Consider the following 25,833-nt stretch of genomic DNA (forward strand, 5'->3'; position numbering starts at 1 on the left):
GTATGGAACATTTATCACATAAAGAGAAAATGACAATCATTGTTGCGATTATTTCTGCACAATTTTTCGCTGCAGTGAACCAAACAATTGTCGGTAATGCATTACCAAAAATTATCGCCGACCTTGGCGGAATCGATTATTATAGCTGGGTATTCACAAGCTTCATGTTAACGTCTGCGATTATGACAGTAGTAGCAGGAAAGCTATCCGATATCTTCGGACGGAAACCTTTCTTCCTCATCGGGATTGGGGTATTCACAGTAGGTGCGTTTTTAAGTGGATTATCCGCAACGATCGAACAACTCATTATTTTCCGTGCGATCCAAGGGATTGGAGCAGGTCTCATCATCCCAACCGCTTTCGCTGCAGTCGGAGATTTATTTTCCCCACGTGAACGAGGAAAATGGCAAGGGATTATGAGCTCGGTTTTCGGAATTTCCTCTGTTATAGGACCAACAATCGGCGGATATATCGTTGATAATTTAGAATGGAAATGGGTATTCTGGGTCTTCTTACCGCTTGGAATCGTCGCGTTCGTTTTAATCTGGAGACTATTCCCGTCAGTGGAACGCCGTCAAAATGAAACAATCGACTACCTTGGCTCCATCGTATTAGCTGCGACACTCGTATCGTTACTTCTAGGGTTATCATGGGGTGGCACAGAATACGCGTGGGACTCAGGCGTGATTCTAGGTTTATTCGCAGGAGCAATCATCGGAGTAATCCTCTTTATCTTTGTGGAAAATCGAGCGAAAAGTCCGATTTTACCACTACACTTGTTTAAATACTCGAACTTTGCGTTCTCGAACTTAATCGGTTTTGCCGTCGGGATCGGAATGTTCGGCGGAATTATGTATATCCCGTACTTCTTACAAGGGGTACTCGGATACTCCGCAACGCACTCTAGCTTTATTTCCATGACTATGACACTTGGTCTAGTTGCAGCGAGTACATTTGGTGGTAACTTAATTACCAAAACCGGGAAATACAAGCGACAAGCAACACTCGGATTATTTTTAACAGTGATTGGTCTGTACCTTATGTCTACAATGGACGCAGGAACGAATCAGTTCGTGTTAGTCGGCTATCAACTCTTAGTCGGATTCGGAATCGGGATTGGCTTAACCGTGTTTACACTCGTTGCGCAAAACTCGGTCTCACAAGACTATCTCGGGGTTGCGACAGCTGCCACACAACTATTCCGTTCAATCGGTGGTACAGTAGGGGTTGCCGTACTTGGAACCGTGTTAAATACATCGATGAAAAACAAACTCGAATCGTATGACACATCTGCCATTCCGCCAGAAGCGGCAGAAACACTCGCCAAATTCCAAAACCCAGCGTTGCTCCTTGACCATACTCAACTAGATGCAATCGAATCAAAACTACCAGCAGAAATGTTGCCGTTGTTCAACGAAATGATTCACCACCTGCAAGACGCACTAACATACGCACTTTCCAACGTGTTCATGTTATCGTCGGTTGTTATGTTAGTTGCGGCGTTACTCACATTCTTCATCAGTGAAGTCCCACTACGTGGTAAAGCACCAGAAGCAAAAACGAAAGCTGAATAACAAACTAGAGTCTCTAAACCCCAACCGGTTTAGGGGCTTTTTTTGGCAATGAAGTGCGGAGCGTGGAAAGTACCAAAATCGTATTTTCAGGAACTGTCACTTAATCTTACGGACACTAAGTATCGAGGGTGTTTTTCCGGAAAAGAATACATGTAAAATACCCGAAAATTTTATTTTCAAGGTGGGTTTTAGGGGTGAAATGAATATTCTCATGTTTTACAACAATTTACTCAAAAAGTATGCTCCTTTTTAAAAAGGAGAGATTCACATGCTACTTAAAAAGAAAGAACCAAGTGTCGAACTCGAGAAAATGATTCTGCTTCGAAATCGATTGAGTACTACCCATCCTACTTACCCGAAATTAAATCGCGACATTCAACAAATAACAGCAGGAGATTTCGGGGAAGAAATCGTCGCGAAATTTATCCAAGCATACAATCATCCAACAAAAGCGTATATTTTGCACGACTTACTACTAGCTTCTAACTCAGATTTTCAACTGGATCATGTACTTGTCACAAATTCCTGCATTATCATTGTTGAAACGAAACATATAAAAGGGGACATACACATACACGACCGTCCGGCACACATGACAAGGCAAATCGACACTGGACCTATTGAACGTTTCGAATCGCCAGTTATGCAGTTGAACCGATCCATTTTATTTTTATCGGATTGGTTAATCGAAAGAGGAGTAGATATTCCGGTCAAAGGGATACTAGTATTTTCCCACGCAGATGCGCTCGTCACTTCAGACTCAAGTGATCATCTAATAACCAAACCAAAATACGTCTCGATGAAATTGAGAGAAATCAGAATAGAAAAAGCAAGTCTAACTTCTCTACAAACAAAGCAACTCGCCACAGCGATCATGACTTCCCACAAAATCTATGAGAATAAATACTTTCAATCGCAGTATCCATATAAAAAAGAGGACCTTCAAACAGGAGTGCAATGTCAGAAGTGTGCGAGATTCGGGATGGAGAAAAGAAGGCAAACGTGGATGTGTGAGTGCGGCCATCGTGATAAAAATGCCCATTTATCTGCAATGAAAGACTACCAACTACTGCTCGGGAAACTACCAAACACAGAATCTATCATGGATTTCTTGCAGGTACCAAGTCGTTACGTTGCAAGAAGGATTATGAAAAAATATTCTTTATCAGAATCATAAAAATCCAGCAGAAATCGTATTCATGTGACTTGAATCGCACACAATTTGTTTATATCGCACATAATATCAGAATATCGCCCCATGAGCGTGTTTTTGTACCTACACTTTATATCGAATACGACATAACGAGTATCTGCCACTAAGATCAATGCGTTTTCGCCAATGCGAAAACGGTCCATTACAACCTAAAGGGAGGCTTTCGCTCGCGAAAGCTTCTGATTTAATCTCTGGCAATCAATGTAGTTTGAATCTCAAACTATAAAAAGCATAATAATCCTTCATACATTATATAAAAGCGCCACGAATCGCACAGAATTCTTCTGAATCGCACATAATATCAGAATATCGCACCATGTGAGTGTTTTTGTACCTAAACTTTATATCGAATAAGACATAACGAGTATCTGCCACTAAGATCAATGCGTTTTCGCCAATGCGAAAACGGTCCATTACAACCTAATGGGAGGCTTTCGCTCGCGAAAGCTTCTGATTTGATCTCTGGCAATCAATGTAGTTTGAATCTCAAACTATAAAAAGCATAAGAATCCTTCATACATTATATAAAAGCGCCACGAATCGCACACATTTCTTCTGAATCGCACATAATTTCAGAGAATCGCACCATGTGAGTGTTATTTTATCCACTATTTATATCGAATACGGCATAAATATCATCCTAAACCAAAATCGATACGTCTTCTCCAAACCGAACACGGTCCACTACAACAAAAATGATGGCTTTCGCGCGCGAAAGCCTCTGATTTCCCTCTTCAACCCCATTTACTTTCGACCTTCGAAATATTATCATCGAACTAACACACCACGAAGGGAGCACCACACCATGAATCTCTGGAAAGTCTACGCCATACTCGTCACCGTCATGTTCATCTGGGGATTCAACTTACCAGCGGTCAAATTCCTCGTCGGCTACATCGAGCCGGTGACTATGACCGCATTCCGAATATTACTCGCAAGTCTCACCGTCTTCGCGATACTCACGGTCTTGAAAATCGTTAGAAAACCTACAAAAAAAGAACTACCCTATATACTTGCCGGAGCACTACTCAACGTTGTCGGACACCATTACTTCCTATCCATGGGACTCACCACAACAACCAGTACATCCGCTGGCCTTATTCTAGGAACTGGACCTGTACTTACAGCAGTCATCGCATCCCTCATGCTGCGAATTTTCCCATCCAAACTTCAATGGATTGGCGTATTTCTTGGACTCGCTGGAGTAAGTATCACCGTCCTATCGACAGGTGGAGAAACCGGCGGACTATCAATTGGACAACTGTTTGTCTTTCTTTCGATCCTATCGCAAGTATTTAGCTACATGATCATCGCAAAACTTGCAAAAACACTCGACCCGCGACTACTCACAGCGTACATGTTTTTCGTCGGTTCGATTATATTATTTCTCATCAGCCTTATCCAAGAACCAGGCGAAATCGCGAAATTTGCCACCGTACCACCTGTTTTCTGGGTCTATTTCTTTGGAAGCGGCATGATTGGGACCGCAGTCGGACATATGCTATACAACTACTCCGTCGGGAAAGCTGGTCCATCTAAAGCCGCCATTTTTATGAACTTGAATACAGTATTTGTCTTACTGGGTTCCGCCATCCTACTTGGCGAAATCATCACAACTCGCCACGTCTTCGGACTTATCTTAATCGTTGCAGGAGTTATTTTCGGCTCCGGAGCAGCAGAGGATTTATGGAAGAAACGTAAGGTCAAAAGGACTATGAATGCTCTCAAGTGATAATGTAAATATCTTCAAATTAGTTTAAATGGCGGATGTTTCGACAAAGAATTATGTCGATAATAATTATTATAGATACTTCTTTGCCTAAAGGAGGCACACCATTGAACGTAGACGAACTACTAGAACGAGTAAACTCATGTGCTGACGACCTCGACCTCGTTGCGGCCAGAAAATACATTGAAGAAAACAGAGAGCTACTTGCAGAAAATCGCCATCGACTCAAACGTAACGCTCGTGAACTACTAGATTTCATCTTAAAAATGCAAGACAGTGGTAACAAAGCCTTACAGCGAAACGAAATCGCCGCCATCAACGCCATCAATAGCTACGCGACGAAATTCGATCTTCGCGGCCTAAAAGTGGCTGTTAAAAATCACTCCGAGCTTATCTTGCGAGACGACGTCATCCCGTACTTCAACACCGACGCCAAAATCATGCTCGCATCCATGAACGCCATCCCAAAGAGCTAAATGACTAGCTCTTTTTCTTTTGGCAATGAAAGAACTCTGCGCTTCCCCGCGTACCACCACGAAAACCAGATTGCCCCGGCTGGCGACACTCTCTCACCAGGCGTAAAACGCATCTTTCCAGAAATTTTTGTTTCAGCTTCACCTGAAAAGACCTTATACTAAATCCACCTACAATCTTGTATACTAATACCAACTTGAACATCCATTAGGAGGGTCTTCCATGTCACCGTCTATCAACCCGCGCGTTCACGAAATTGCGATTTCTGGCATTCGTCAGTTTGCCAATCAATTAGTCCATTATCCTGATGCGGTTAACTTAACAATTGGGCAGCCCGATTTTCCAACTCCCGATAACGTCAAACAAGCAGCCATTTCGGCTATCGAAAATGACTTAACCGGGTATTCCCATAACGCTGGCTTAATTGATCTTCGAAATGCGGTAAGTAAATTCTTTTACGGCACGTACAACTTAACCTATAACGCGGAAACCGATATCATTATCACAATTGGAGCATCAGAAGCAATCGACACGACATTTCGCGCAATTTTAGAACCAGGTGATGAAGTCATTTTACCAGCGCCGTTTTATACAGGGTATGAGCCGATTATTAAACTGCTAGGTTGTACACCCGTTTATTTAAATACGTCAGATACTGGCTTTGTACCAGATCCCAAACGATTGGAAGCGTTAATAAACGAGAACACGAAAGCCATTCTATTTAATTTCCCAAGTAATCCGACAGGTGTCACGATTGAAAAAGAACAAATGGACGCACTCGAACAGGTATTAGCACAAAAAGATGTGTTTATTGTATCCGATGAAATTTATTCCTTGAATACTTTCGAAGGAACTCATACACCGTTTGCGAGTTATCCTTCATTAAAAGACAAAACATTTACGATTCACGGCTTGTCCAAATCACATTCCATGACAGGCTGGCGAATTGGGTTTTTAATGGGACCAACAGACGTCATGAAGCACTGCATTAAAATTCATCAATACAACGCGGTGTGTGCGAGTCTTCCAAGTCAATATGCGGCAATCGAAGCACTAACAAACGGACGCGACAACCCGGCGAAAATGAACGAACACTATATTAATCGTCGCGACTACTTATTAGAACGCCTTCATGCAATGGGTCTTCCAGTCGAAATCCCAAAAGGTGCCTTTTATTTATTCCCAAGCATCCAACATCTCGGGATGACATCCTTTGAATTTTGCACAAAACTCCTGCAAGATGGAGGAGTAGCATGCGTTCCTGGCAGTGCTTTTAGTAGCTACGGTGAAGGGTTCATCCGCATTTCGTACGCGTACAAAATGGACACATTAATCGAAGGAATGGACCGCATGGATAAGTTTCTTCAATCGTTAAATAACACTCGAAATGTTGAGAGTGTTTAGTGAATTTTTGTGGGATGATAATTTTGATGAAAAAATTAGCTGTCGACACCTGCAGGATTAGCGTTAGCAGAAGACCCCGCAATGCTAACTTGTTAGCATGAGGAGGCTGAAGCAACGCCTGCGGTAAGCGACAGCTAAAAATTATTAAGTAATAAATTGAAAGGATTTGACGCAATTGAACTGGCAAACCGAGCAAGACCTGCGAGCACTTCTTTGTGAACTAGTCAGCTGGAAAAGCATGTCGAGAACGGACGGAGAACGCGATTTTCCGTATAAAGCACACGCGAAATTGCAGCATATCCCGTATTTTCAAGAACATCCCGAGCATCTAGCTTTAGTCGATGCAGATCACCACCGGAAATTACTAACCGCATTGTATAAACACGAAAACGCAACTAAAACAATCGTCTTAATCAGTCACTTTGACACGGTAAATACCGAAGAATACGGAGACTTAGAAGCACTCGCTTTTGAACCCGAAATGCTAACACAAGCGTTACTCGAACGGACAGAGGAATTACCAGAAGATGCGAGAAGAGATTTACTATCTGGGGATTACTTATTTGGACGAGGCACGATGGACATGAAAATGGGACTCGCACTACACATGCAGCTGATTGAAAAAGCGGCAGCGGAAAAATGGCCGATTAATTTAGTTTTATTAACAGTGCCAGATGAAGAAGTAAGTAGTGTCGGAATGCGAGAAGCCGTACCACATTTAATCACTTTAAAAGAAAAGCATCAATTGGACTACTTCCTCTTCTTAAACGGAGAGCCCGTATTCGCGCAAGAACCAGGGGATAAGAAAACATATATATACTCGGGAACGATTGGTAAAATCATGCCCTCCGCACTCGTATACGGAATGGAAACACATGTCGGAGAGCCGTTATCGGGCGTCACCGCGAACTACTTCGCTTCGTTTCTGACAAAAGAAATGGAATTCACCGATCAATTTCGTGAAGCGTTTGAAGAAGAGCAAACGCCAATTCCAGTTTCGCTCATGCAAAAAGATTTGAAAATGGAATACTCTGTTCAGACCCCGTATCGAGCAGCGCTAATGTGGAACGTCTTCACGTTCAAGCAAAATGCGGGAGATATTATGCAGACATTTGAAAAAGTAGCTAATGTTGCAGCGAAAGAAGCTAACGAGCATTATACGAGAATTTGCGCAAGAGAAAACGTGGCACCAGTAGGGAAGCTCGAAGTGATACGATATGAAAAACTTGTCGAGTATGCGAAAGATAAATTTGGAGAAGCGGCAGTCACACGAATGGTCGAGGACGTCTGCCGTTACGCTGAAGGTGACGACCGGGATAAATCCTTTAAAATCGTCGACAAACTCATGATTGAATGCCAAGAACTAGCACCAGCGTATGTCATCTTCTATGCACCGCCGTATTATCCAGCAGTCAACTCATCCGATGAAGCGGTCATTCAAGATGCAACAGCCTTCATTCAACAAGAAGCGAAGGAGGCTTTCGATTTAACTGTCAATCGCATCCATTACTTCAACGGCATATGTGACTTAAGCTATGTCAATTACGCCGACACACGCGGTGGGTGGGAACACTTCGAAAACAACACACCCGTGTGGAACTTAAGCTACACCATCCCGTTCAAAGAAATGGCACAACTCCAAGCACCAGTCTTTAACGTCGGTCCGTTTGGAAAAGATCCACATAAACGAACAGAACGATTACACATCAACAGCGCATTTGTCGAAACACCGTACTTGTTGGAAAAATTAATCAGAAACTGGTGTTAAAAGTAACCCGCAACGAAACCGTTGCGGGTTTTCTATCGTGGAGAAAAATAAATCACCGTAAATCGAAATCAACAACCGAATCCGAGAAACAATAACCTAATCTGACAAACACCAACCCAATACGAATATAGACCTCTAGTACCCAATGTCTCTTCCAGCGGTACCTCTCACTTTCCTCCTATTTCCATTTCCTCATGAAATCTACCAAATTTTCTGATAACCTAGAACCAAATTGCTAGGGGAGTGATCCAAGTGAAAAAACTTTTATTATCCATCTTATTTCTCATCTTACTTGTACCAACACAAGCATTAGCTGCTGGATTTTCGGATGTCCCAACGAATCACTGGGCATACGCTTCCATCGATAAACTAACAAAACAGAATATCTTGAATGGCTACACAAACGGTACCTTTCTACCTTCTAAGCCAGTTACGCGTGCAGAAGCGGCACTAATAATCGCTAGGGCGACTGTAAATAATAAACCAACATCTTTCCAAGCGAAATTCACAGATGTTCCTAAGAACCATCCTGCATACAACGCGATTCAATCGTTGACGGAATTAGGTGTTTTTTCAAATTCGGTAAAGTTCAATCCAGATAAAATCTTGTGGAGAAGTGAAATGTCGAAAATAATCGTGGAAGCTTATGACATTATTGTAGATGACAATAATGAAGTGTTCTTCCCGGATATGTCACCGAGAACGTGGTATTTCCCATATGCCACCACAATTGCAGAAGTCAAGATTTCAGAGGGACTTACTCCTTTAAAATTTGGACCAGGGTATGCGACAACTCGTGCACAATTAGCCACATTTATTGATCGTGCAATGACATTTAAACAAAAACGTGACGCTGGAATTATTACGTATGATAAAACGAAAAAGCAGTACCTAGATTCAACAATTTCTACAACAGACGACTTTGCACTGGAAACAATTCATCTTGTCAATATTGAACGTGCAAAAGAAGGGTTAAATCCGTTAAAAGAAGATGGATCACTTTCAAAAATCGCTTTTATAAAAGCAAAAGATATGGTGGAAAACGATTATTTCGACCACGTTTCACCAACATACGGTCAGCCGTGGGACATGGCTAAACACTTTAACTATAGTTATTCCTACTTTGGAGAAAATATTGCATTAGGGCAGCGCACTCCTGCAGAAGTCGTGAATGATTGGATGAATTCTTCCGGTCACCGAGCAAATATCTTAAATCCTAACTACACACAAATTGGCGCGTCCGCCTATAAAAATAGTCAAGGCAGAATTTATTGGGTGCATATGTTTGCGAAAAAATAGAGGAACTTTCACGCTTTCTTTTGGAATAAAACACTCCATTAGAAAGTGTGTTTTTCTTTATAGAACAATTCAGTATATACAGAAGGACTTTACTGATAAACTAAACGTATGAAAAATGGATTATTGTACTTTTATTACTTGGATTTTTTATCTCATCTAGTCAAACGTATACGGAACAATCACTTTTGTCCTTCATGATGGAGCATTTTCCTTCAAATACGTACGAAGAGAAGCCAGCAACAATATCGATAAACTACTAGGGAACTGAATTTTCCATGGCAACAAATGGATACTACGCATTTTTCGAATTCTTTATTCGTAAAGGTGCCCACTTTGTTTTTTTTCCTATTAGCAGTTGCTCTCTATGCATAGACGAAAAAGTATCGCTAGATTATCCTTTTTGCAGCGTGGGTGGCCACACTTGATGAAATTCACCAATATATAACTGGTGGCAGAACCCCAACCTGGCGCGATATTATCTAAAACTTATCAGGAAGTCTGGCAGCGATTTTCCTCCTCCATTTAGTCCAGTACTTCAGAAATCAAAACAATGAGAGTAGTAAAAAACACTAAAAAGATCTATTCTTCTAACAGTAGTCGAGCGATTTAGCTAGTAGAAACTGCATACCTAGATTGATCGGCTTTTTGAGTATGGAAACGAATACCTTTAAACAGTCTATCAAAAGACAACTTTTTCTCCATGTATAGAAGTCTAATTCAAAAGTCACTCGAAAATTGTTATATGAATGTAACCGTTTTCACATTTTTGTAAAGATTTCGTAATTAAACTTTTTTTATTCGAAATAGTTTGATAAAGTTAAAGTAATTGAGGTCAAAACCTCATACATAAGGAGGAAGGTTCATGTTGAAAAACAAAAAGTTTTTAGCAACATCTGTTACGGCAGCAGCAGTAGCAGCGGCATTCGCTCCAGCAGCATTTGCTGATGAAGCAAGCTTCTCAGATGTATCGGATCGCTATGCAGAAGCAGTTAATTTCTTAACAGGACAAGGAATTACTCAAGGAACTACAGCTACGACATTTGGTACTTCCTCGGATATTATTCGTGCGGATGCAGCTGTTCTTATTGCTCGTACGTTAGGTTTCGCAGAAGACGGAGAATATGCAGAATCAGGATTTACAGATGTACCTGCTCGTGCTAAATGGGCTGTAGATGCTTTGAAAGAATACGGTATTGTAAATGGCTACGATGAAGATACTTTCGGATCAAGCGACAAACTAACTCGAGCTCAAACAGCAATTATGCTTGCAAATGCAGCTGGCTTAGACGTGAACATGAACGTGACAAAAACAGCTTTTACAGATGTAAATGAAGCAAACGCACCATATGTTGATGCGTTAGTTAAAGCAGGTATTACGCAAGGGAAAACAGATACAAGTTTCGGTGCATACGCTAATGTAACACGCGGAGAAATGGCATTATTCATTAATCGTGCAAAAGAATTTTTCGGTTATATGGATTTAGCGGTTATGCATACAAATGACACACATTCATATTTAGAGCGTGCACCTTATTACGCGACTGCGATCAAAGATATTCGTGAGAGCTATGACAACAGCATTTTACTAGATGCAGGTGACGTATTCTCGGGTGATCTTTACTTCAAATTATTTGAAGGACAAGCAACATTAGATATGATGGAGCACCTTGGATATGATGCAATGACATTTGGTAACCATGAGTTTGATCTAGGTGGTTCAGAAGATGGCCATGCTGCGTTAGCGAACTTCGTATCAAATGCTTCATTCCCAATGGTTTCTGCTAACGTAGATTTCTCGGGAGATGACCTATTTGATGGTCTACAATCGAATACGTATGCATCAAACTATCAAGATGGACACATTTATAACGGTGTCGTATTGGATGTAAATGGTGAAGAAGTAGGGGTATTCGGTTTAACAACTGAAGAAACGCCAGACATTTCTAGCGTTGGATCTGTAGCTTTCTCTAATTACATTGATGCAGCGAAGAAATCAGTTAAAGCATTTGAAGATATGGGAGTAAACAAAATCATCGCGTTAACGCACATTGGTTTTGAAGATTCTCTAGTCTATGACAATGACAAAGAGCTTGCGAAACGCGTAGAAGGCATTGATATTATTATCGGCGGACATACGCATGTCACAGAAGCTCCTTACTTATCAACTGAATTTGATGCTCCAACAGTTATTTCACAAGCTTTCGAATACGGAAAAGCTCTTGGACTAACAGACGTTACGTTCAACCCGTGGGGCGAAGTAACAATGTATGGTGGAGAAATTATTAACACAGATCCACAAGGTTACCCAGAAGCAACTACTATTCTGCCAGATGCAGATGCACAAAAAATTGTGGACATCTACAAACCTGCTGTTGATGAGTTAAAAGCAACTCCAACAGGTGCATCAACGGAAACAGTTCTGAACGGTGAACGTGCTGACGTTCGTGCAAAAGAAACAGAATTAGGTAATTTAATTACAGATGGTATGCTTGCAAAAGCAAAAGAAGTAAATCCTGAAACAGTGATTGCTGTTCAAAACTCAGGTGGTATCCGTACATCAATCGATGCTGGCGAGATCACGTACGGTGATGTTCTAACGGTTATGCCTTTCGGAAACGCGTTAGGAATCATGAACTTAACAGGTGCTGAAATTATGACTGCTCTTGAGCATTCCGTTTCTTCATCCCCAGAACCATCAGGTGCATTCTTACAAGTATCTGGTATGAAATTAGAATATAATTCTTCACTTCCAGTCGGAGAGCGTGTAACAAAAGTAGAAGTGCTTGAAGGCGGCGAGTATGTAGCTTTAGATGAAGCGAAAAACTACTATGTTGCGACAAACACATTTACGATGAAAGGCGGAGACGGATACGATGTATTCGAAGCTGCTTATTTAGATGGACGCGGTTCTGAACCTGGTATCGTAGATTACGAGTCATTCATTGACTATTTAGTCTCGTTAGATGTAGTAGCACCAACTGTTGAAGGGCGCATTGTTGATGTAGCTACTCCAGCTGCACAATAATCGATTTCCATTACCACATACTCGATTTAATTCGAGACTTAATGACTGTAGACTTGCTCACTTAATTAGAGCGAGTCTGCAGTTTTTTGAAATTAAAATTTACTAAATAAATCTTGCAAACCTTCGACATCTTTCTCCATTCATGAATAAAATCAACAAATACTCCTATCTCCCTATTAACAATCTCATTACCATAATAATCCTATGATATATTACAAAATTTAGCCCCTTAGTAATATGGTCTTTTTTGTCATTTTCTTGTAACCTAACTGTACAAATAGAGAAACGGAGGAAATGATTGTTGAAGAAACTTCTTACTGTGTTAAGCGCTGCAGTCATGATTTTTGCATTAGCACCTGCAAATTCATCCAGTGCAAGCACACTTTTTTCAGATGTTGGAACGACGCACCGGGCTCAGGCAGAAATCTATTACTTACTTGATGGTGGAATTACTGGGGGAATCTCAGCCACTAAATTTGGAACAGATCAATTAGTTACACGGGAACAAGCTGCAGCACTCATCGGCCGTTCGTTAGGATTAAACGGAGAAAAACGTGCAACAGACTTCCCAGATGTTTCGACAAACAATTTTGCTTCTGGTTACATTCAACAAATGGTAGATAAAGGAATTATCTCTGGATTTAAAGATGGCTCATTTGGACCAAAACAAACATTAACGCGAGGACAAATGGCAGTTTTAATTAGCCGTGCCTACAATTACGGTGCAACTTCTACTGCTGCTGCGACAAACGCTCTAATGGAAAAAGGTATTTCTCTTGGAATGGAAGATGGATCGTTTGGGGAAGATTTAACGATTAAACGTGCAGACTTTGCTGTATTCTTAGCGCGAGGCATTAACGCTTCATTCCGTAAAGATGCAAACGTAACGTTTAGCCGAGAAATGTTCGTCAATGTAAATGATTTAAATTTCCGTCAAGGACCTAGTACCGATTTCCCTTCAATGGGCAAATTAAACAATGGTGACAAAGTGGAATATGCTTACACGATTGGACAATGGTCGTATGTTCGTGCAAATGGACAAACAGGCTTTTTGCACAATGCGTATTTACAATTAACAAAACCAGATACAACAACACCACCGCCGACACCAACTCCAGTTCCAACGGAAAAGCCATTGGACGAGCTAGTTGTTATTATTGATCCAGGTCATGGTGGAACAGATCCAGGTGGAACAGGTAATGGATTTGTGGAAAAAAATGTTGTCTTAAATGTAGCGCGTCACATGAACAGTTATTTCCAAGCAACACCATTAAAACCGAAAATGACTCGTACAGGTGATTACTTTATTACGCTTGATTATCGTACAGAATTTGCTGCGCGTGAAAAAGGGGATGTGTTTGTCAGTCTTCATACGAACGCATTAAACGGTTCAGCAAATGGACAAGAAACTTTCTACTATGCAAAAACAGCATCAACCAATCCAAATGTTGCGCAATCTCGCGCACTTGCTATCTACCTACAAGCCCGTATGCAAGAAGCATGGGATCTTTCGAATCGCGGGGTAAACCCATTCGGATATGGAAACTTGCATGTGCTTCGTGAAAATACGATGCCTGCAGCGTTAATTGAAATGGGCTTTATCGATAGCCCGAAAGATATTGAATATATTAAATTGGAATCACAACGTAAATTAATGGGGAAAGCTTTGTACCTTGGAGTACTAGACTATTACTATCACTACAAAGGTCGTGAAGATGTACTTCCTCTTTACAACATTACCGGTGACTCGCCAAGCAAACGCCTTCATTAATTACATGGAACTCTAGGGAATATTTTCTCTAGAGTTCTTTTCGTCTATCCACAAATGGGTTATGATTAGGCAAACATAGGGTATGAGATTACTATCTAGTGAATGGAAGGTTGGAAATGATGAAAAATATACTAATGAGTGCGATTCTGTTGCTGACAGTACTTGTCCCGTTTTCTGTACAAGCAGAAACAACTTCAGACTATTTGATTTACTCTCCCAAAAATGTCCAACAAATACAACAACACATTGGCAAAGATGCACGTGCATTTGATTTGTTGCCTATGATTGAAACATCTTTATCTATCTCTCAAGTTCAATATATACAAAGTAAATATCCTGATGCAACCATTACAAAAGAGAAGATGTACTATACGGCAGCAGATAAAGTTCCATTTCAATTTTCCATCATTGGCGCAGAACCGAAAGTCACCACTCCTTACACAGGAAAAGGAGTGAAAGTAGCGGTCATTGATACAGGAATCGATGCACAACATGCAGATTTATCGATTGCTGGGGGAACATGTACTTTAAAAGAATTTTGTCCGTCACCAATCTCATATGACGACAATAATGGACATGGCACACATGTTGCCGGCATTATCGCGGCAAAAAAGAATGAGTATGGAATTGTTGGTGTTGCGCCAAACGTTGAATTATATGCGGTAAAGTCGATGAATCGCTCTGGTGGCGGAGAGACAGCTGCGATTGTACGTGGAGTTGAATGGGCAATAAAAAATAATATGGATATTATTAATATGAGTCTTACAATTACAAACGCTGATTTACCTTTAGAGTTAATGATAAAAGAAGCCTCCAAAAAAGGTATTTTAGTTGTAGGAGCAGCTGGTAACGTAGGAGATGGAATGACTGATACCGTCCAATACCCTGCGAGATATCCTGAAGTGATTGCAGTTTCCGCTACTGATGGTTTTGACAAAACGGTGCAAGAATCTTCCACTGGACCCAAAGTCGAGGTAGCAGCTCCGGGGGTGGATATAACAAGTACGTGGCCAACAGAACTAGACACTTTAGATGGAACGAAAGATGGCTACTACACAGAATCCGGTACTTCTATGGCTGCACCACATATTACAGGTGTCTTAGCATTGTATAAAGAGAGATTCCCTTCCTTTTCAGCAGACCGTCTGCGTAACTTGTTAAGTGTGACAAGTACCGATCTAGGGGAGCAAGGACGAGATGACCTATTTGGATATGGTCGAGTGATGTATAAAAAAGAGATTACCGAAATACCATATACCGTCGCAACAGATCAAAACGGAAAAATTGCCGTTAAAATAATGAATTCGACAGGAATTTCAGAAGCAGAAGCGAACATGAACGGAATCACCTATAAATCGACATCTGATAATGAGTGGGAGCTATATGCGTTAAATGGCACAACCTCTGTGGATGTGGCATTCAAAGATACGGATGGTCAGATCATTAATGACAAAGTATCGGTGAAAATAAATGCCGCATCATTTAGCGACCTATCGAATAATCGTTGGTATTCTCCTCATGTTGCGTACCTTGCTTACAATAATTTCATTCAAGGGATGAAAGATGGCTCGTTCCAACCTGGTAGAAATATTTTACGGTCAGAAGCAATTGCTTTACTTGGTCGTGTGGTAGGGCTAAATGGAGAGCAACGTTCGACAACTTTTTCTGACGTAAGCAGTGGCAGTTTTGCTTCTGGTTACATCCAATCAGCATACGAACAAAACTTACTTTCTGGTTTCCCAGACGGTACGTTCCGACCTAACCAACCCGTTACACGTGCAGAAATGGCGATTCTATTGCAAAATGCCTATGACTTCAAGGTAAATGAAGCAAACGAAAATCCTTTCGAAGACGTCAATTCTGGCATGGTAAGCTTTGAAGCCATCCAAGCGATTACCCAGCAAAACATAACAAGAGGTGTCACACCAACAACGTTTGAGCCGTCTGATTTTATGACCCGTGCAACCTATAGTGTATTCATCGCACGAGCAGAACGAGGCGATTTGTTTAAATAAATCAATTAATGTAGGTCTAAATAATATAACTTGAAAAAAGATTGGAAATGTATTTTCATTTCCAATCTTTTTTGATGTTCTTTGACTTTATGTTGAATGAAAAAAGTAAAAGGCTACTCGTATAAAAAAATCGCGAGATTGACTCTTTGTTGAAGAGATTTAAAGTGACAGAGCGTTAAGAGAAGTTAGTTTCTCCTTTCACAATTCTTCGTGTCAATATCCAAAAATGTTTACTAAAAATATACAAAAGTATCTCTTCCCCTGTCTTCTTAAAACCCCATTTAGATGAAAAAAAGAGAATTACCAGAAAAATTGTTACAATTCGCAAAAGTCAATTGCAAAAAAAGATTGTAATATTTGAAATAGTAACCCTTCAAGCCTAGTAATATCAATTGTTCACACTAGTTTTGAGAAATAAACCTGTGTTACACAACTGTAATATTAACGTAACGTAAAATACATGATATATCTGTTAAAATTCTAATCAGGTTGTTAAAACTATGATAACAATGTAATCAAACACATCAGAGGTGGAAAATGAAAAAACGCATCATGCAAGTACTTGTGGCAGTGTTAGTACTGTCCATTGTCTTACCGTTTATGTCGACGAAAGCCAGTGCAGCAACAGGGAACGAGATCGTATCATACTCGAAGACTTTACTAGGAGTTCCTTATCGATACGGAGGAACTACAGCTTCAGGGTTTGATTGTTCAGGATTCACGTCATATGTATACAAAAAAATAGGCGTTTCATTAAATCGTACAGCGGCTGATCAGTATCGCCAAGGTACATCAGTTAGCAAGTCAAACTTGCAACCTGGAGACTTAGTTTTCTTCAATAATTTTGCTCCTGTATCTCATGTAGGAATTTATATCGGATCAGGAAAATTCATTTCTGCGGAATCAGAAGGGATTGCCATCAGCAGCATTAACGACTCATACTATTGGGGGAAATATTATATTGGTGCAAAGCGTATTATTAAAGCTACGGTAGCAACACCGCCGCCTGCGCCTCCTGTAACAGATGGTAACTTCGCGGATGTGACATCCTCTCACCCAGCATATGAAGCAATTAAAACATTAAATGTTGATGGGGTTATTAATGGATTTGATAACCAAGAATTCCGTCCCGAAGCATCAGTCACTCGTGGACAAGCAGCCGCAATGGTAAATCGCGTGCTAAAACTAACACCAAAAAGCACTTCTAAGTATTCAGATGTAGGAACAACACATACATTTGCGAAAGATATTCAAGCAATGACAGAAGCAGGTATTCTTCAAGGTTACACAACAGGTAAATTCGGTGTAAGTGATACATTAACGAAAGCGCAATTAGCTGTCATTATGGATCGCGCATTTAAAATCACTTCCACTGCTAACAATCAAGCACACGTAGCGTCCACATATCAAGATGTTGCAGCATCTTTTTGGGCGTATGACTCAATTATTGCATTGAAAGTGATTGACCAAACAACATTATTCCAAACTTCTAATTTTGGAACTACTAAATCAGCAGATCGCGCTGAATTTTCTGCGGCATTATATAGTGCTATCGAAACAAATTAAATACAATTTCAAACGGGTTATTCTTCCTTGCAGGGAGGAATGACCCTTCTTTTGTAATAATACCCAGTTTCTCTTTTTTGAAACATAAATACATAGTAAAATAATGAAAGTACGTAAAAAACAAAAATAGTAGATTTTCTTTGCTTGATCTATTAGACGTATCACACCGAATAACGTTTCAAAAAAGATTCATTATGTAGAATGATCTCTACCGGGAATCGCTCATTTTACTCTCGCTATACCAATGCCAATGTCTCCATGAACTAGTTTTTAACATCTATCTCTCACAACTTACTACAATTTTAGGAGGAATGAACGACGTGAATCGACTGAAACAATTTATCGCAACAATGCTCGTGGCTACCTTCTTAGTCATACAACTAGCAATACCGCAAAAAGCTTCCGCGGATGAATTAACTGGGAAAGCACTCGAAAAAGAAATGCGTGCAATGATTGAAGCTGGCGTATTAACCGGCTATACAGATGGTACTTACAAACCAGCCGAAAAAGTAACTAGAGCACAGTTTGCAGCATTTATCTCTCGTGCATTAGAATTACCTGAGGGATCTGCAAGCTTTACAGATGTATCTTCCAATATGACACTTGCACCATTCATCTATAAAGTAACTTCTGCAGGTATTATGGGCGGGTATAGTGATAACACGTTTAAACCGGATCAAAATATTACCCGTGAGCAAATGATGCTTGCAATGCAAAATGTTCTTACATATTCTGAAATGGCGTTAACTGAAAAACGAATAGACTTTACGGATATGGATGCGTTTGGTGGCTCGGTCAGTATTAAAGCAGCCTTTATTGCTGCAAACTACGACATCACAAGTGGCTTCCCGAATGCGGATGGTACAGTTAGTTTCCAACCTAAAGCGGATACGACGCGAGAACAAGCTGCTGCTTTCATATACCGTTTCTTAGAAGCGAAGAAAAACTACGTTCCGCCAGTAGTGGAAGAACCAGGAGAACCGGAACCCCCTCTGCCTCCACCAGTGGTTAAAAAGTACAAAGTAGCAACCGTGCAAAATAATCAATTAGTAAATGGAAGTACGGAATATGAAACGTATGACAAAGCATTAGCAGCATATAATGCGAATACATCGTATGATGCAATAACATTTGGGGTAGATATTATTAAAACTCGTAGTGGAGCAATTGCTTATGGGAATGCAACAACTACAACTGGTATCCCTTCCACTACTACCGTGTATTTTGACCAAGACTTTGCGAAACAAGCAACTTATATAGAGTATGGTAGAGAAATGCGCTATTATGACTCAAATGATAAATTTATCAAAGTGCAAGTTGGCGCAACGATTGGATATGTGAAACATTCTCAGACAGAGTTGAAACCTGCAGAAATGATTCAGCCGCTAGAACGCGATCGTTATTCGAAAACGATTTTTGGATCACTTGCCCATACGACATACAACCATGCACGAGAAAAAATTGCAGGTACGTATATAAACGGACCAGCACCAGATTTCATGCAGTCCGGAGCCACTTATTATAGCTATGACGGTATTCATTTTATGAATGACCGAGGAACAAATGTCGGTGCACATGTACCTTATTTTCAATACTTATCAATCCGTGCGTTAAGTTCGTATTCAGCGGAAGAAATAGATGCATATATCGTTCGGAAAGTGCAGGAGAAATTCCCTGACACGTGGCAGGCATCGAAATTAATCGGAATAGGCGCAACACTTAAGAAAATGGAAACAGAGCAACGAGTGAACGCCCTCATGATTCTGTCACTTGGAATAAATGAAAGTAACTGGGGAATGAGTAAATACGCACAAAAATGTAATAACCTTTTTGGGTTGTATGTGAATGACACATTTGTTGGGGAATGTCCGGCAAAAGGAAATTTCCCTACAATAGAGGACGGGGTTCGAGAGCTTGTTATTTCATTCTTCAATACAAGATACTCCGATCCGACAAATTCACAAGTGCCTGCGCGTAATATGGGTGCAGCTTTTGGGAATAAAACAACAGGTTTCAATGTGAACTATGCATCCGACCCAACATGGGGTGCGAAAGCTGCTGGTCACCTTTATACATTTGATCAAGAACTAGGTGGAAAAGACTTTAGACAATACAAGAAAATTGCTTTCACGAATCTAAACAATCAGTCTATTAATGTTCGCACAGCACCTACGACTGCTTCCAATATCCTTTTCACTTATCGTGCTCGAAATGTTGGAGCGTATAAAGACAATCCTCCAGTGAGTTATGCAGAGGGCTATCCTTTAACAATCGTCGAAGAAAAAGCAGTGGATGGTTACACTTGGTACAAAGTTTATTCCGATTGGTATGTAAATGAAACTTCTGCACAATACGGATGGATCCGCGGTGACCTATTGAGTATAGTAGAATATCCATAATATAGTAGAACCCCATTTAATCTTGGAATGTTAGTTTAAAGCAGTTTACATTCCTAGATATTATGGGGTTTTTTAGGTTGTAAATCTAACTAAAAAATATCTCAAATAAAATTACAATATATTACATATTGTTTTGGAGGTGATTTTTAAGACTTAAATAATTGAATAAAAAGTTGATTAAGTAATTACCAATCTTGCTCTTCAAGAGCGCGGAGTAGAAGAAGTTCTTTTATTCATCTCTGATGGCCTAAAAGGAATTCAAGACCGGATCTCTGAAGTATATCCAACTTCAAAGTATCAGACGTGTATGGTCCATCTTGCACGTAATATCCAGCACAAAGTGCGTGTGGCAGATCGCAAAGAAATCTGTGAAGATGTCAAAAAAGTCTATCGTGCAGAGAATAAAGAGATGGCGAAGGAATCCCTTACCTCATTCATAGCCAAATGGAAAAAACATATCCCAATGTGACTAAATCTTTAGAGGACAAGGAATGTAAGTTTACTTTTTATGAATTCCCAAAGTTTATTTGGAGAAGCATCTATTCCACGAACTTAATTGAATCCTTTAGTAAGAAAATAAAGAAGTATAGTAAACGCAAGGAACAACTTCCTAATGAAGAATCACTCGAAAGATTCCTAGTTTCTCAATTTGAGGGATATAACCAATTATTCGCTACCCGTTGTCACTTAGGTTTTGATCAAGCTCGAGCAGAGTTAGCAGAGATGTTTAAAAACAATTAAAACGTGACTACTACATAGAAAAGAATTTCTATTTACACAAAATTATTGACGAACCCGCAAGTTGAATAGGATTTTTATCCTTAATACGATAGAAATTTAAAGAACAAATTTTCTTCTAATAGAAATATTACATTTATCTAAATTTCCTGTAAATTTATCGATTCCTTCTAGTTTAATCAGAAATAGAGAAGTATAATGGAAATGTTTCTAAATTTTTCTAATAAGGGGAGAAACCAATGACATTGTGGAAAAAGGTAACAGCTTCTGCACTTGCAGTAGGATTGATTACATCAAGTGCTGGAATGAATGCAGGAGCTGCAGGAAAAGCTCCAAGTGTAACACGAGGGGAATTTGTTAAATCCTTGATTTCTGGTTTGGATGTTTCATTAGGAAATGGTTCGACTGTTACGTTTAAAGATGTGGACAAGAGTTTAGCGCCATATGTGGAGAAAGCGGTTGAACTTGGGCTTGTAAACGGTTTAAGTGCTTCGGAGTTCGGAACGAACAATACGTTACGTCGCGAACAAGCATTTGCGATTGCTGCTCGTGGAATTGACACACAGAAATCGTATCCGGTTTCTAATTTAAAGCAATTTAAAGATGTGAATCACATGAGCCACTCGTTATTGCCAGATATGGCGAAAGGTGTGGGAATTGGCTTGCTACTGGGGTATGCAGATCATACGGTCAAACCTCAACGTGTCGTTTCACCTGGAGAAATGCGTTCAATCGTACAACGTTTCTTGAAAGAATATAGTCCAAGTCAAGCAAATACAAGTGTTGCACTTCGCATTATGGGAACGTCTGATATTCATACGAATATTATGGCGTATGACTATTACAAAGACATGCCATCAAATAGCTTAGGCTTAGCAAAAACGGCAACTCTTATTAAAAATGCACGAAAAGAAAATCCGAACAATCTTCTTGTAGATAATGGAGATTTAATCCAAGGAACTCCGCTAGGTTCGTATAAAGCAATCGTTCCAACTGGAAAATTAAAGGATGGAGAAGAACATCCTTCAGTTAAAGTATTAGAGCTTCTGGGATATGATGCTGCAACAGCTGGAAATCATGAGTTTAACTATGGATTAGATTATTTAGATGAAGTGTTAGATGATGTGGATTATGAGTATGTGAATGCCAATGTTAAGAAAGCTTCAACAGGCGAGAATTACTTCAAACCATATACAGTAATGACGAAGAAAATGAAAGACTCAAAAGGCAATGAAGTATCTGTCAAAGTTGGTATTACAGGTATCGTTCCTCCAGATATTTTGAAATGGGATAAATCTCATTTAGAAGGTAAGGTGACGGTTCAAGATTCAGTGGATGCAGTGGAGGCAGTCATTCCGAAAATGAAAGCTGAAGGTGCGGACGTTATTTTAGTTCTTTCTCACTCTGGTATGGGCGATGCAGTACATACAGACGGGGAAGAAGATGTGACATATTTATTAACCAAAGTAGAGGGTGTGGATGCGATTGTCACTGGACATGCGCATGCAGTATTCCCTGGAGCTTATAAGGATCTACCGGGTGTTGATACAGAAAACGGAACGATTAATGGTGTTCCTGTTGTTATGCCTGGTAAATTCGGAAGTCATTTAGGGGTCATTGACTTAACGCTTGCGAAAAAAGGTAGCAAGTGGAATGTTACGAACTCACACGCAGAAGTTCGTGCGATTGTGAAAGAAGATGCATCAGATGTCGATGCTTCTGTAGTAGAAGCGGTAAAAGCTGCACATGAAGGAACACTTGCGTATGTTCGTGAAGCAGTTGGAACAATCACATCTGATATTCATAGCTACTTCGCATTAGTACAAGACGATCCGTCGATTCAAATTGTCACAGATGCTCAAAAACAATATGTTGAAGGTAAGATTGCTGGAACAGAATATGCAGATCTTCCAGTATTGTCTGCAGGTGCGCCATTTAAAGCGGGAACACGTGGAGATGCGGAGTATTTCACGTTTGTACCAAAAGGTGAAATAGCGATTAAAAACGTTGCAGACCTTTATCTATATGACAACACACTTGCTGCATTAGTTGTAACTGGAGCAGATGTGAAAGAATGGTTAGAGATGTCTGCAGGACAATTTAATCAAATTGACCCAACGGCAACTGGTGAGCAGTCACTTATTAATACCGATTTCCGTACGTATAATTTTGACGTCATTGACGGTGTCACATATAAAATTGATGTTACGCAACCAGCGAAATACGACGTCGATGGGAATGTCGTCAATGAAGACGCTAGCCGTATTACGGATTTAATGTATGACGGGAAACCAATTGACTTAACACAAAAATTCGTTGTTGCGACAAACAACTATCGTGCGAACGGGAAGTTCCCAGGAGTACGTAACAAATCAGCGGTTATTATGTATCCAGATGAAAACCGCCAAGCGGTTGTCGATTATATTGCAGGTAGAACAATTGATCCATCAGCAGATGGAAACTGGTCATTTGCAACATTACCAGCTTCTGCATCAGTTGTCTTTGAATCATCTCCTTCAGCAAAAGCATTTGTTCCTGTAACAGGTAACATTGCTTATGTTGGAGAAGGTACAGATGGTTTTGCGAAATATTCATTGAAATAAGAATGCATAGAAAAGCATCTCATCGGTAGTTAGCCAATGAGATGCTTTTTTGAAGGTTTGGTCCGGGTGTGAGAAACACTAAAGAGATCTAGAAATGAGAGAATGTCAACATGCATGGTGAGATTGCACTTGGTTTAGGAAAGATAGAGAGAATGTTGATTTTAAGGAACATTGAATTTGGGAAGTCATAATAGAATCAGGGAAATAAAAACGCTGCAATTATTCCGAGTAGAATAAAATTGCAGCGTTTTAAAGTGCCATATTTTATTTGACACTCTGTGATGGTGCGTATAAATAGCGTGTCATACCGTTTTGATTCACTGCAACCGGGTACCAAACGAAATTGTTAGGTGCGTTAGAAGATAAATCATATAAAGGTGCTCCTAAAATCTCGACGAGGGTTCCAATCGGAACAGTTACAGCTTCTGCGGATGTACTAGGCTCCGTTCTTAAACGAGAGTTTGTTAAATATGCAGGGTAACCTTCCCCAAACCGATCTCTCGTGTGAGTACCGATAAAATCTAACTCCATGTTTTTTCTATTAAAAACAATACTTTCGTTTGTTTCAGGACCGTAAGTGAAGTCTTCAGGTTTCATTAGGATGGAGTGACTGGTTACCTCCAATTGGCTTGAGGTACGAATTGCTTGAAAAACTTTTTCTTGGTATGAGGATAAATTCTTTTCACCGGTGGCTTTGTAAAACGGACTGTTAACCGACTTTGTTCCGTTGTACGCCATAATAGCGAAATACCAATTTTCTAATCGGTTAGGATCTTTTTCGCTTATTTTAGGTAAATCGGTTCGTTTGAAATGATTGATTAACATGGAGATTCCCGCTTCGATATTATACTCAATATCATATTTTAATTTTTCCACATCGAAATTTTGCACATTCGTAATTTGCATTAAACCGATTCCGCCATCAGCAGATATAATTGGTTCTCCGTTTTCTTGGAAATGTTTCCAATTTCCATTTTCAACGTTAACAATACCTTTTACAATTTCCGGTGGAATTTCACCTTGTGTTGCTCTTGCTGCGTTGGTGATCATACAGTTTAATACTTGGCGTGGAGGGTTTGTACGTGAATCTACATTGTATCCGCAACTTGACGCTTCTAAACGTAATTCTTCATTTAAGCCACGAGCAAGAAAAGCTGCGAAATGTTGTCTAGATACATAACCACCTGGATTGAAATGATTTTCGTCCACACCACCTGTAATGCCAAATGCTTGTATTTTCCGAATTGCTGTATATGCCACAGAGTTCATCTTAACATCATCGAATTCTGTAGCGGATTGTTCTTTTAAATGAAAAGCTCTTTCAAGTAACATTGCCATCTGTTCTCTCGTTATTTTCTCACTAGGTGAAAAGGTTGTTTCACTCGTTCCGAAAATAATGTGCGCTTCATATGCAGACTGAACAGCTCCAGACAAACGAGTATTCACATCTTTAAAAACAGTTTCACGTGGTGTAAGGTCTAAGTCAAATGCTCGAGCAATCATCATCGCAGCTTCACCACGAGTCAAATTTGTGTACGGTTTGAAGTACCCATTATCATATCCATTTATGATCCCATCACCCGTTAAGTAGTGAATATGCTCGTAAAAAGGTTGAGACTTAGGTACATCTGGAAATTCATTACTTTCAGCTACTGCAGATGTAGCAATTGACATACTTACTGCAAAAATACTTAGAACAACTAATTTTTTTATCATCTACCAAACCTCCTTTATTTTAGTATAAAGGAAAATATAGGAAAAAAACACCGTTTGATATATTTTTGTTAGTAAATCCGAAAAATATGTCATAAGATTTATCTTGAGTTGTAACTAAATACCTACTAACAAGAAATCTTCTTGAAGTATTATAGTTGTTCCGTAAAATAACTATATAGTAAAGTAAAAATAACTTTAGAAAAATTTAAAATTAATATTATTGTGGTTTCCATAAAAAATAACTTATAGGCTCGAGCGTCGAATGCGTATTTGAAGGTTTACAATATTTCGAGTAGACTGAATGAAACAGTAATATTGCTTTCGAAAAATAGTTGATGCTGACATCGCTATTAATGGGTTATCGAAAAACTTCATGTATGGAGGTTACTAGATGAGGCAATTGTGACTCGTCTTTTTTTCGGTTGGAGTTTTGGTAAATGGGTTGCGGCCAGGTGTAATACGGTGATTGCTCTGGAAATTAGTTTGCAGACCAGTGTGATTCGGTTATTGTTTGGGATATTGGATGTTGAGTTGAGTTC

At 39.9% G+C, this 25,833-nt stretch carries 15 protein-coding genes and 1 pseudogene; 15 read left to right on the top strand and 1 reads right to left on the bottom strand.

Annotation, left to right across the window (positions count from 1 at the left end):
• The first annotated feature begins 2 nt into the window (after positions 1–2).
• The 15 genes and pseudogenes from D3873_RS02975 to D3873_RS03040 all read left to right on the top strand — a co-directional run bounded on the left by D3873_RS02975 (position 3) and on the right by D3873_RS03040 (position 23,578).
• Entirely contained in the window at positions 3–1,574 is a 1,572-nt protein-coding gene (locus D3873_RS02975; protein WP_119882625.1) for an MDR family MFS transporter, read from the top strand.
• 268 nt (positions 1,575–1,842) lie between these two features.
• A complete protein-coding gene (locus tag D3873_RS02980) occupies positions 1,843–2,751 on the top strand; it encodes a nuclease-related domain-containing protein (protein ID WP_119882626.1) in 909 nt (302 codons plus the stop codon).
• Between the two features lie 841 nt (positions 2,752–3,592).
• Positions 3,593–4,519: a DMT family transporter gene (locus tag D3873_RS02985; RefSeq protein WP_119882627.1), complete on the top strand. Its 927-nt coding sequence runs from the start codon at positions 3,593–3,595 to the stop codon at positions 4,517–4,519.
• 104 nt (positions 4,520–4,623) lie between these two features.
• Positions 4,624–4,992, top strand: a complete 369-nt coding sequence (locus D3873_RS02990) for a hypothetical protein (RefSeq protein WP_119882628.1) — start codon at positions 4,624–4,626, stop codon at positions 4,990–4,992.
• Positions 4,993–5,212: 220 nt separating this feature from the next.
• Positions 5,213–6,394: an aminotransferase class I/II-fold pyridoxal phosphate-dependent enzyme gene (locus D3873_RS02995; protein WP_119882629.1), complete on the top strand. Its 1,182-nt coding sequence runs from the start codon at positions 5,213–5,215 to the stop codon at positions 6,392–6,394.
• A 166-nt stretch (positions 6,395–6,560) separates the two neighbouring features.
• On the top strand, positions 6,561–8,162 hold the full coding sequence (locus D3873_RS03000; RefSeq protein ID WP_119882630.1) for a M20/M25/M40 family metallo-hydrolase: 1,602 nt from the start codon (positions 6,561–6,563) through the stop codon (positions 8,160–8,162).
• Positions 8,163–8,414: 252 nt separating this feature from the next.
• Positions 8,415–9,461 (top strand): S-layer homology domain-containing protein, encoded by a 1,047-nt coding sequence (locus tag D3873_RS03005; protein WP_162920122.1) that lies wholly within the window; start codon positions 8,415–8,417, stop codon positions 9,459–9,461.
• A gap of 393 nt (positions 9,462–9,854) precedes the next feature.
• Positions 9,855–9,944 (top strand): VanZ family protein, encoded by a 90-nt coding sequence (locus D3873_RS13690; RefSeq protein WP_420798999.1) that lies wholly within the window; start codon positions 9,855–9,857, stop codon positions 9,942–9,944.
• Between the two features lie 379 nt (positions 9,945–10,323).
• Positions 10,324–12,486 carry a 5'-nucleotidase C-terminal domain-containing protein gene (locus tag D3873_RS03010; RefSeq protein ID WP_119882632.1) on the top strand — a complete coding sequence of 721 codons (2,163 nt, stop codon included), beginning with the start codon at positions 10,324–10,326 and terminating at the stop codon, positions 12,484–12,486.
• A 298-nt stretch (positions 12,487–12,784) separates the two neighbouring features.
• Positions 12,785–14,257 (top strand): N-acetylmuramoyl-L-alanine amidase, encoded by a 1,473-nt coding sequence (locus D3873_RS03015; protein WP_238473816.1) that lies wholly within the window; start codon positions 12,785–12,787, stop codon positions 14,255–14,257.
• 116 nt (positions 14,258–14,373) lie between these two features.
• Positions 14,374–16,272, top strand: coding sequence for a S8 family peptidase (locus tag D3873_RS03020; RefSeq protein ID WP_119882633.1), 1,899 nt, complete (start codon positions 14,374–14,376; stop codon positions 16,270–16,272).
• Positions 16,273–16,809: 537 nt separating this feature from the next.
• Positions 16,810–17,838 carry a C40 family peptidase gene (locus D3873_RS03025; RefSeq protein WP_119882634.1) on the top strand — a complete coding sequence of 343 codons (1,029 nt, stop codon included), beginning with the start codon at positions 16,810–16,812 and terminating at the stop codon, positions 17,836–17,838.
• Positions 17,839–18,158: 320 nt separating this feature from the next.
• A complete protein-coding gene (locus D3873_RS03030; protein WP_162920123.1) occupies positions 18,159–20,237 on the top strand; it encodes an S-layer homology domain-containing protein in 2,079 nt (692 codons plus the stop codon).
• Between the two features lie 199 nt (positions 20,238–20,436).
• Positions 20,437–20,978 (top strand): annotated as a pseudogene (locus D3873_RS03035) (IS256 family transposase); the annotation flags it as partial.
• A 236-nt stretch (positions 20,979–21,214) separates the two neighbouring features.
• Positions 21,215–23,578 (top strand): bifunctional 2',3'-cyclic-nucleotide 2'-phosphodiesterase/3'-nucleotidase, encoded by a 2,364-nt coding sequence (locus D3873_RS03040; protein WP_205536281.1) that lies wholly within the window; start codon positions 21,215–21,217, stop codon positions 23,576–23,578.
• A gap of 264 nt (positions 23,579–23,842) precedes the next feature.
• Here D3873_RS03040 and D3873_RS03045 read toward each other — a convergent pair whose 3' ends face one another.
• Positions 23,843–25,294 (bottom strand): S-layer homology domain-containing protein, encoded by a 1,452-nt coding sequence (locus D3873_RS03045; RefSeq protein ID WP_119882636.1) that lies wholly within the window; start codon positions 25,292–25,294, stop codon positions 23,843–23,845.
• Positions 25,295–25,833: the final 539 nt, after the last annotated feature.

The sequence above is a fragment of the Paenisporosarcina cavernae genome (assembly GCF_003595195.1).
GTDB classification, from domain to species: Bacteria; Bacillota; Bacilli; order Bacillales_A; family Planococcaceae; genus Paenisporosarcina; species Paenisporosarcina cavernae.

What these genes read in the sequence shown, in the direction of transcription:
- D3873_RS02975 (WP_119882625.1), top strand. Translation starts at nt 3, where the DNA reads ATGGAACATTTATCACATAAAGAGAAAATGACAATCATTGTTGCGATT.
- D3873_RS02980 (WP_119882626.1), top strand. Translation starts at nt 1,843, where the DNA reads ATGCTACTTAAAAAGAAAGAACCAAGTGTCGAACTCGAGAAAATGATT.
- D3873_RS02985 (WP_119882627.1), top strand. Translation starts at nt 3,593, where the DNA reads ATGAATCTCTGGAAAGTCTACGCCATACTCGTCACCGTCATGTTCATC.
- D3873_RS02995 (WP_119882629.1), top strand. Translation starts at nt 5,213, where the DNA reads ATGTCACCGTCTATCAACCCGCGCGTTCACGAAATTGCGATTTCTGGC.
- D3873_RS03010 (WP_119882632.1), top strand. Translation starts at nt 10,324, where the DNA reads ATGTTGAAAAACAAAAAGTTTTTAGCAACATCTGTTACGGCAGCAGCA.
- D3873_RS03020 (WP_119882633.1), top strand. Translation starts at nt 14,374, where the DNA reads ATGATGAAAAATATACTAATGAGTGCGATTCTGTTGCTGACAGTACTT.
- D3873_RS03025 (WP_119882634.1), top strand. Translation starts at nt 16,810, where the DNA reads ATGAAAAAACGCATCATGCAAGTACTTGTGGCAGTGTTAGTACTGTCC.
- D3873_RS03040 (WP_205536281.1), top strand. Translation starts at nt 21,215, where the DNA reads ATGACATTGTGGAAAAAGGTAACAGCTTCTGCACTTGCAGTAGGATTG.
- D3873_RS03045 (WP_119882636.1), bottom strand. Translation starts at nt 25,294, where the DNA reads ATGATAAAAAAATTAGTTGTTCTAAGTATTTTTGCAGTAAGTATGTCA.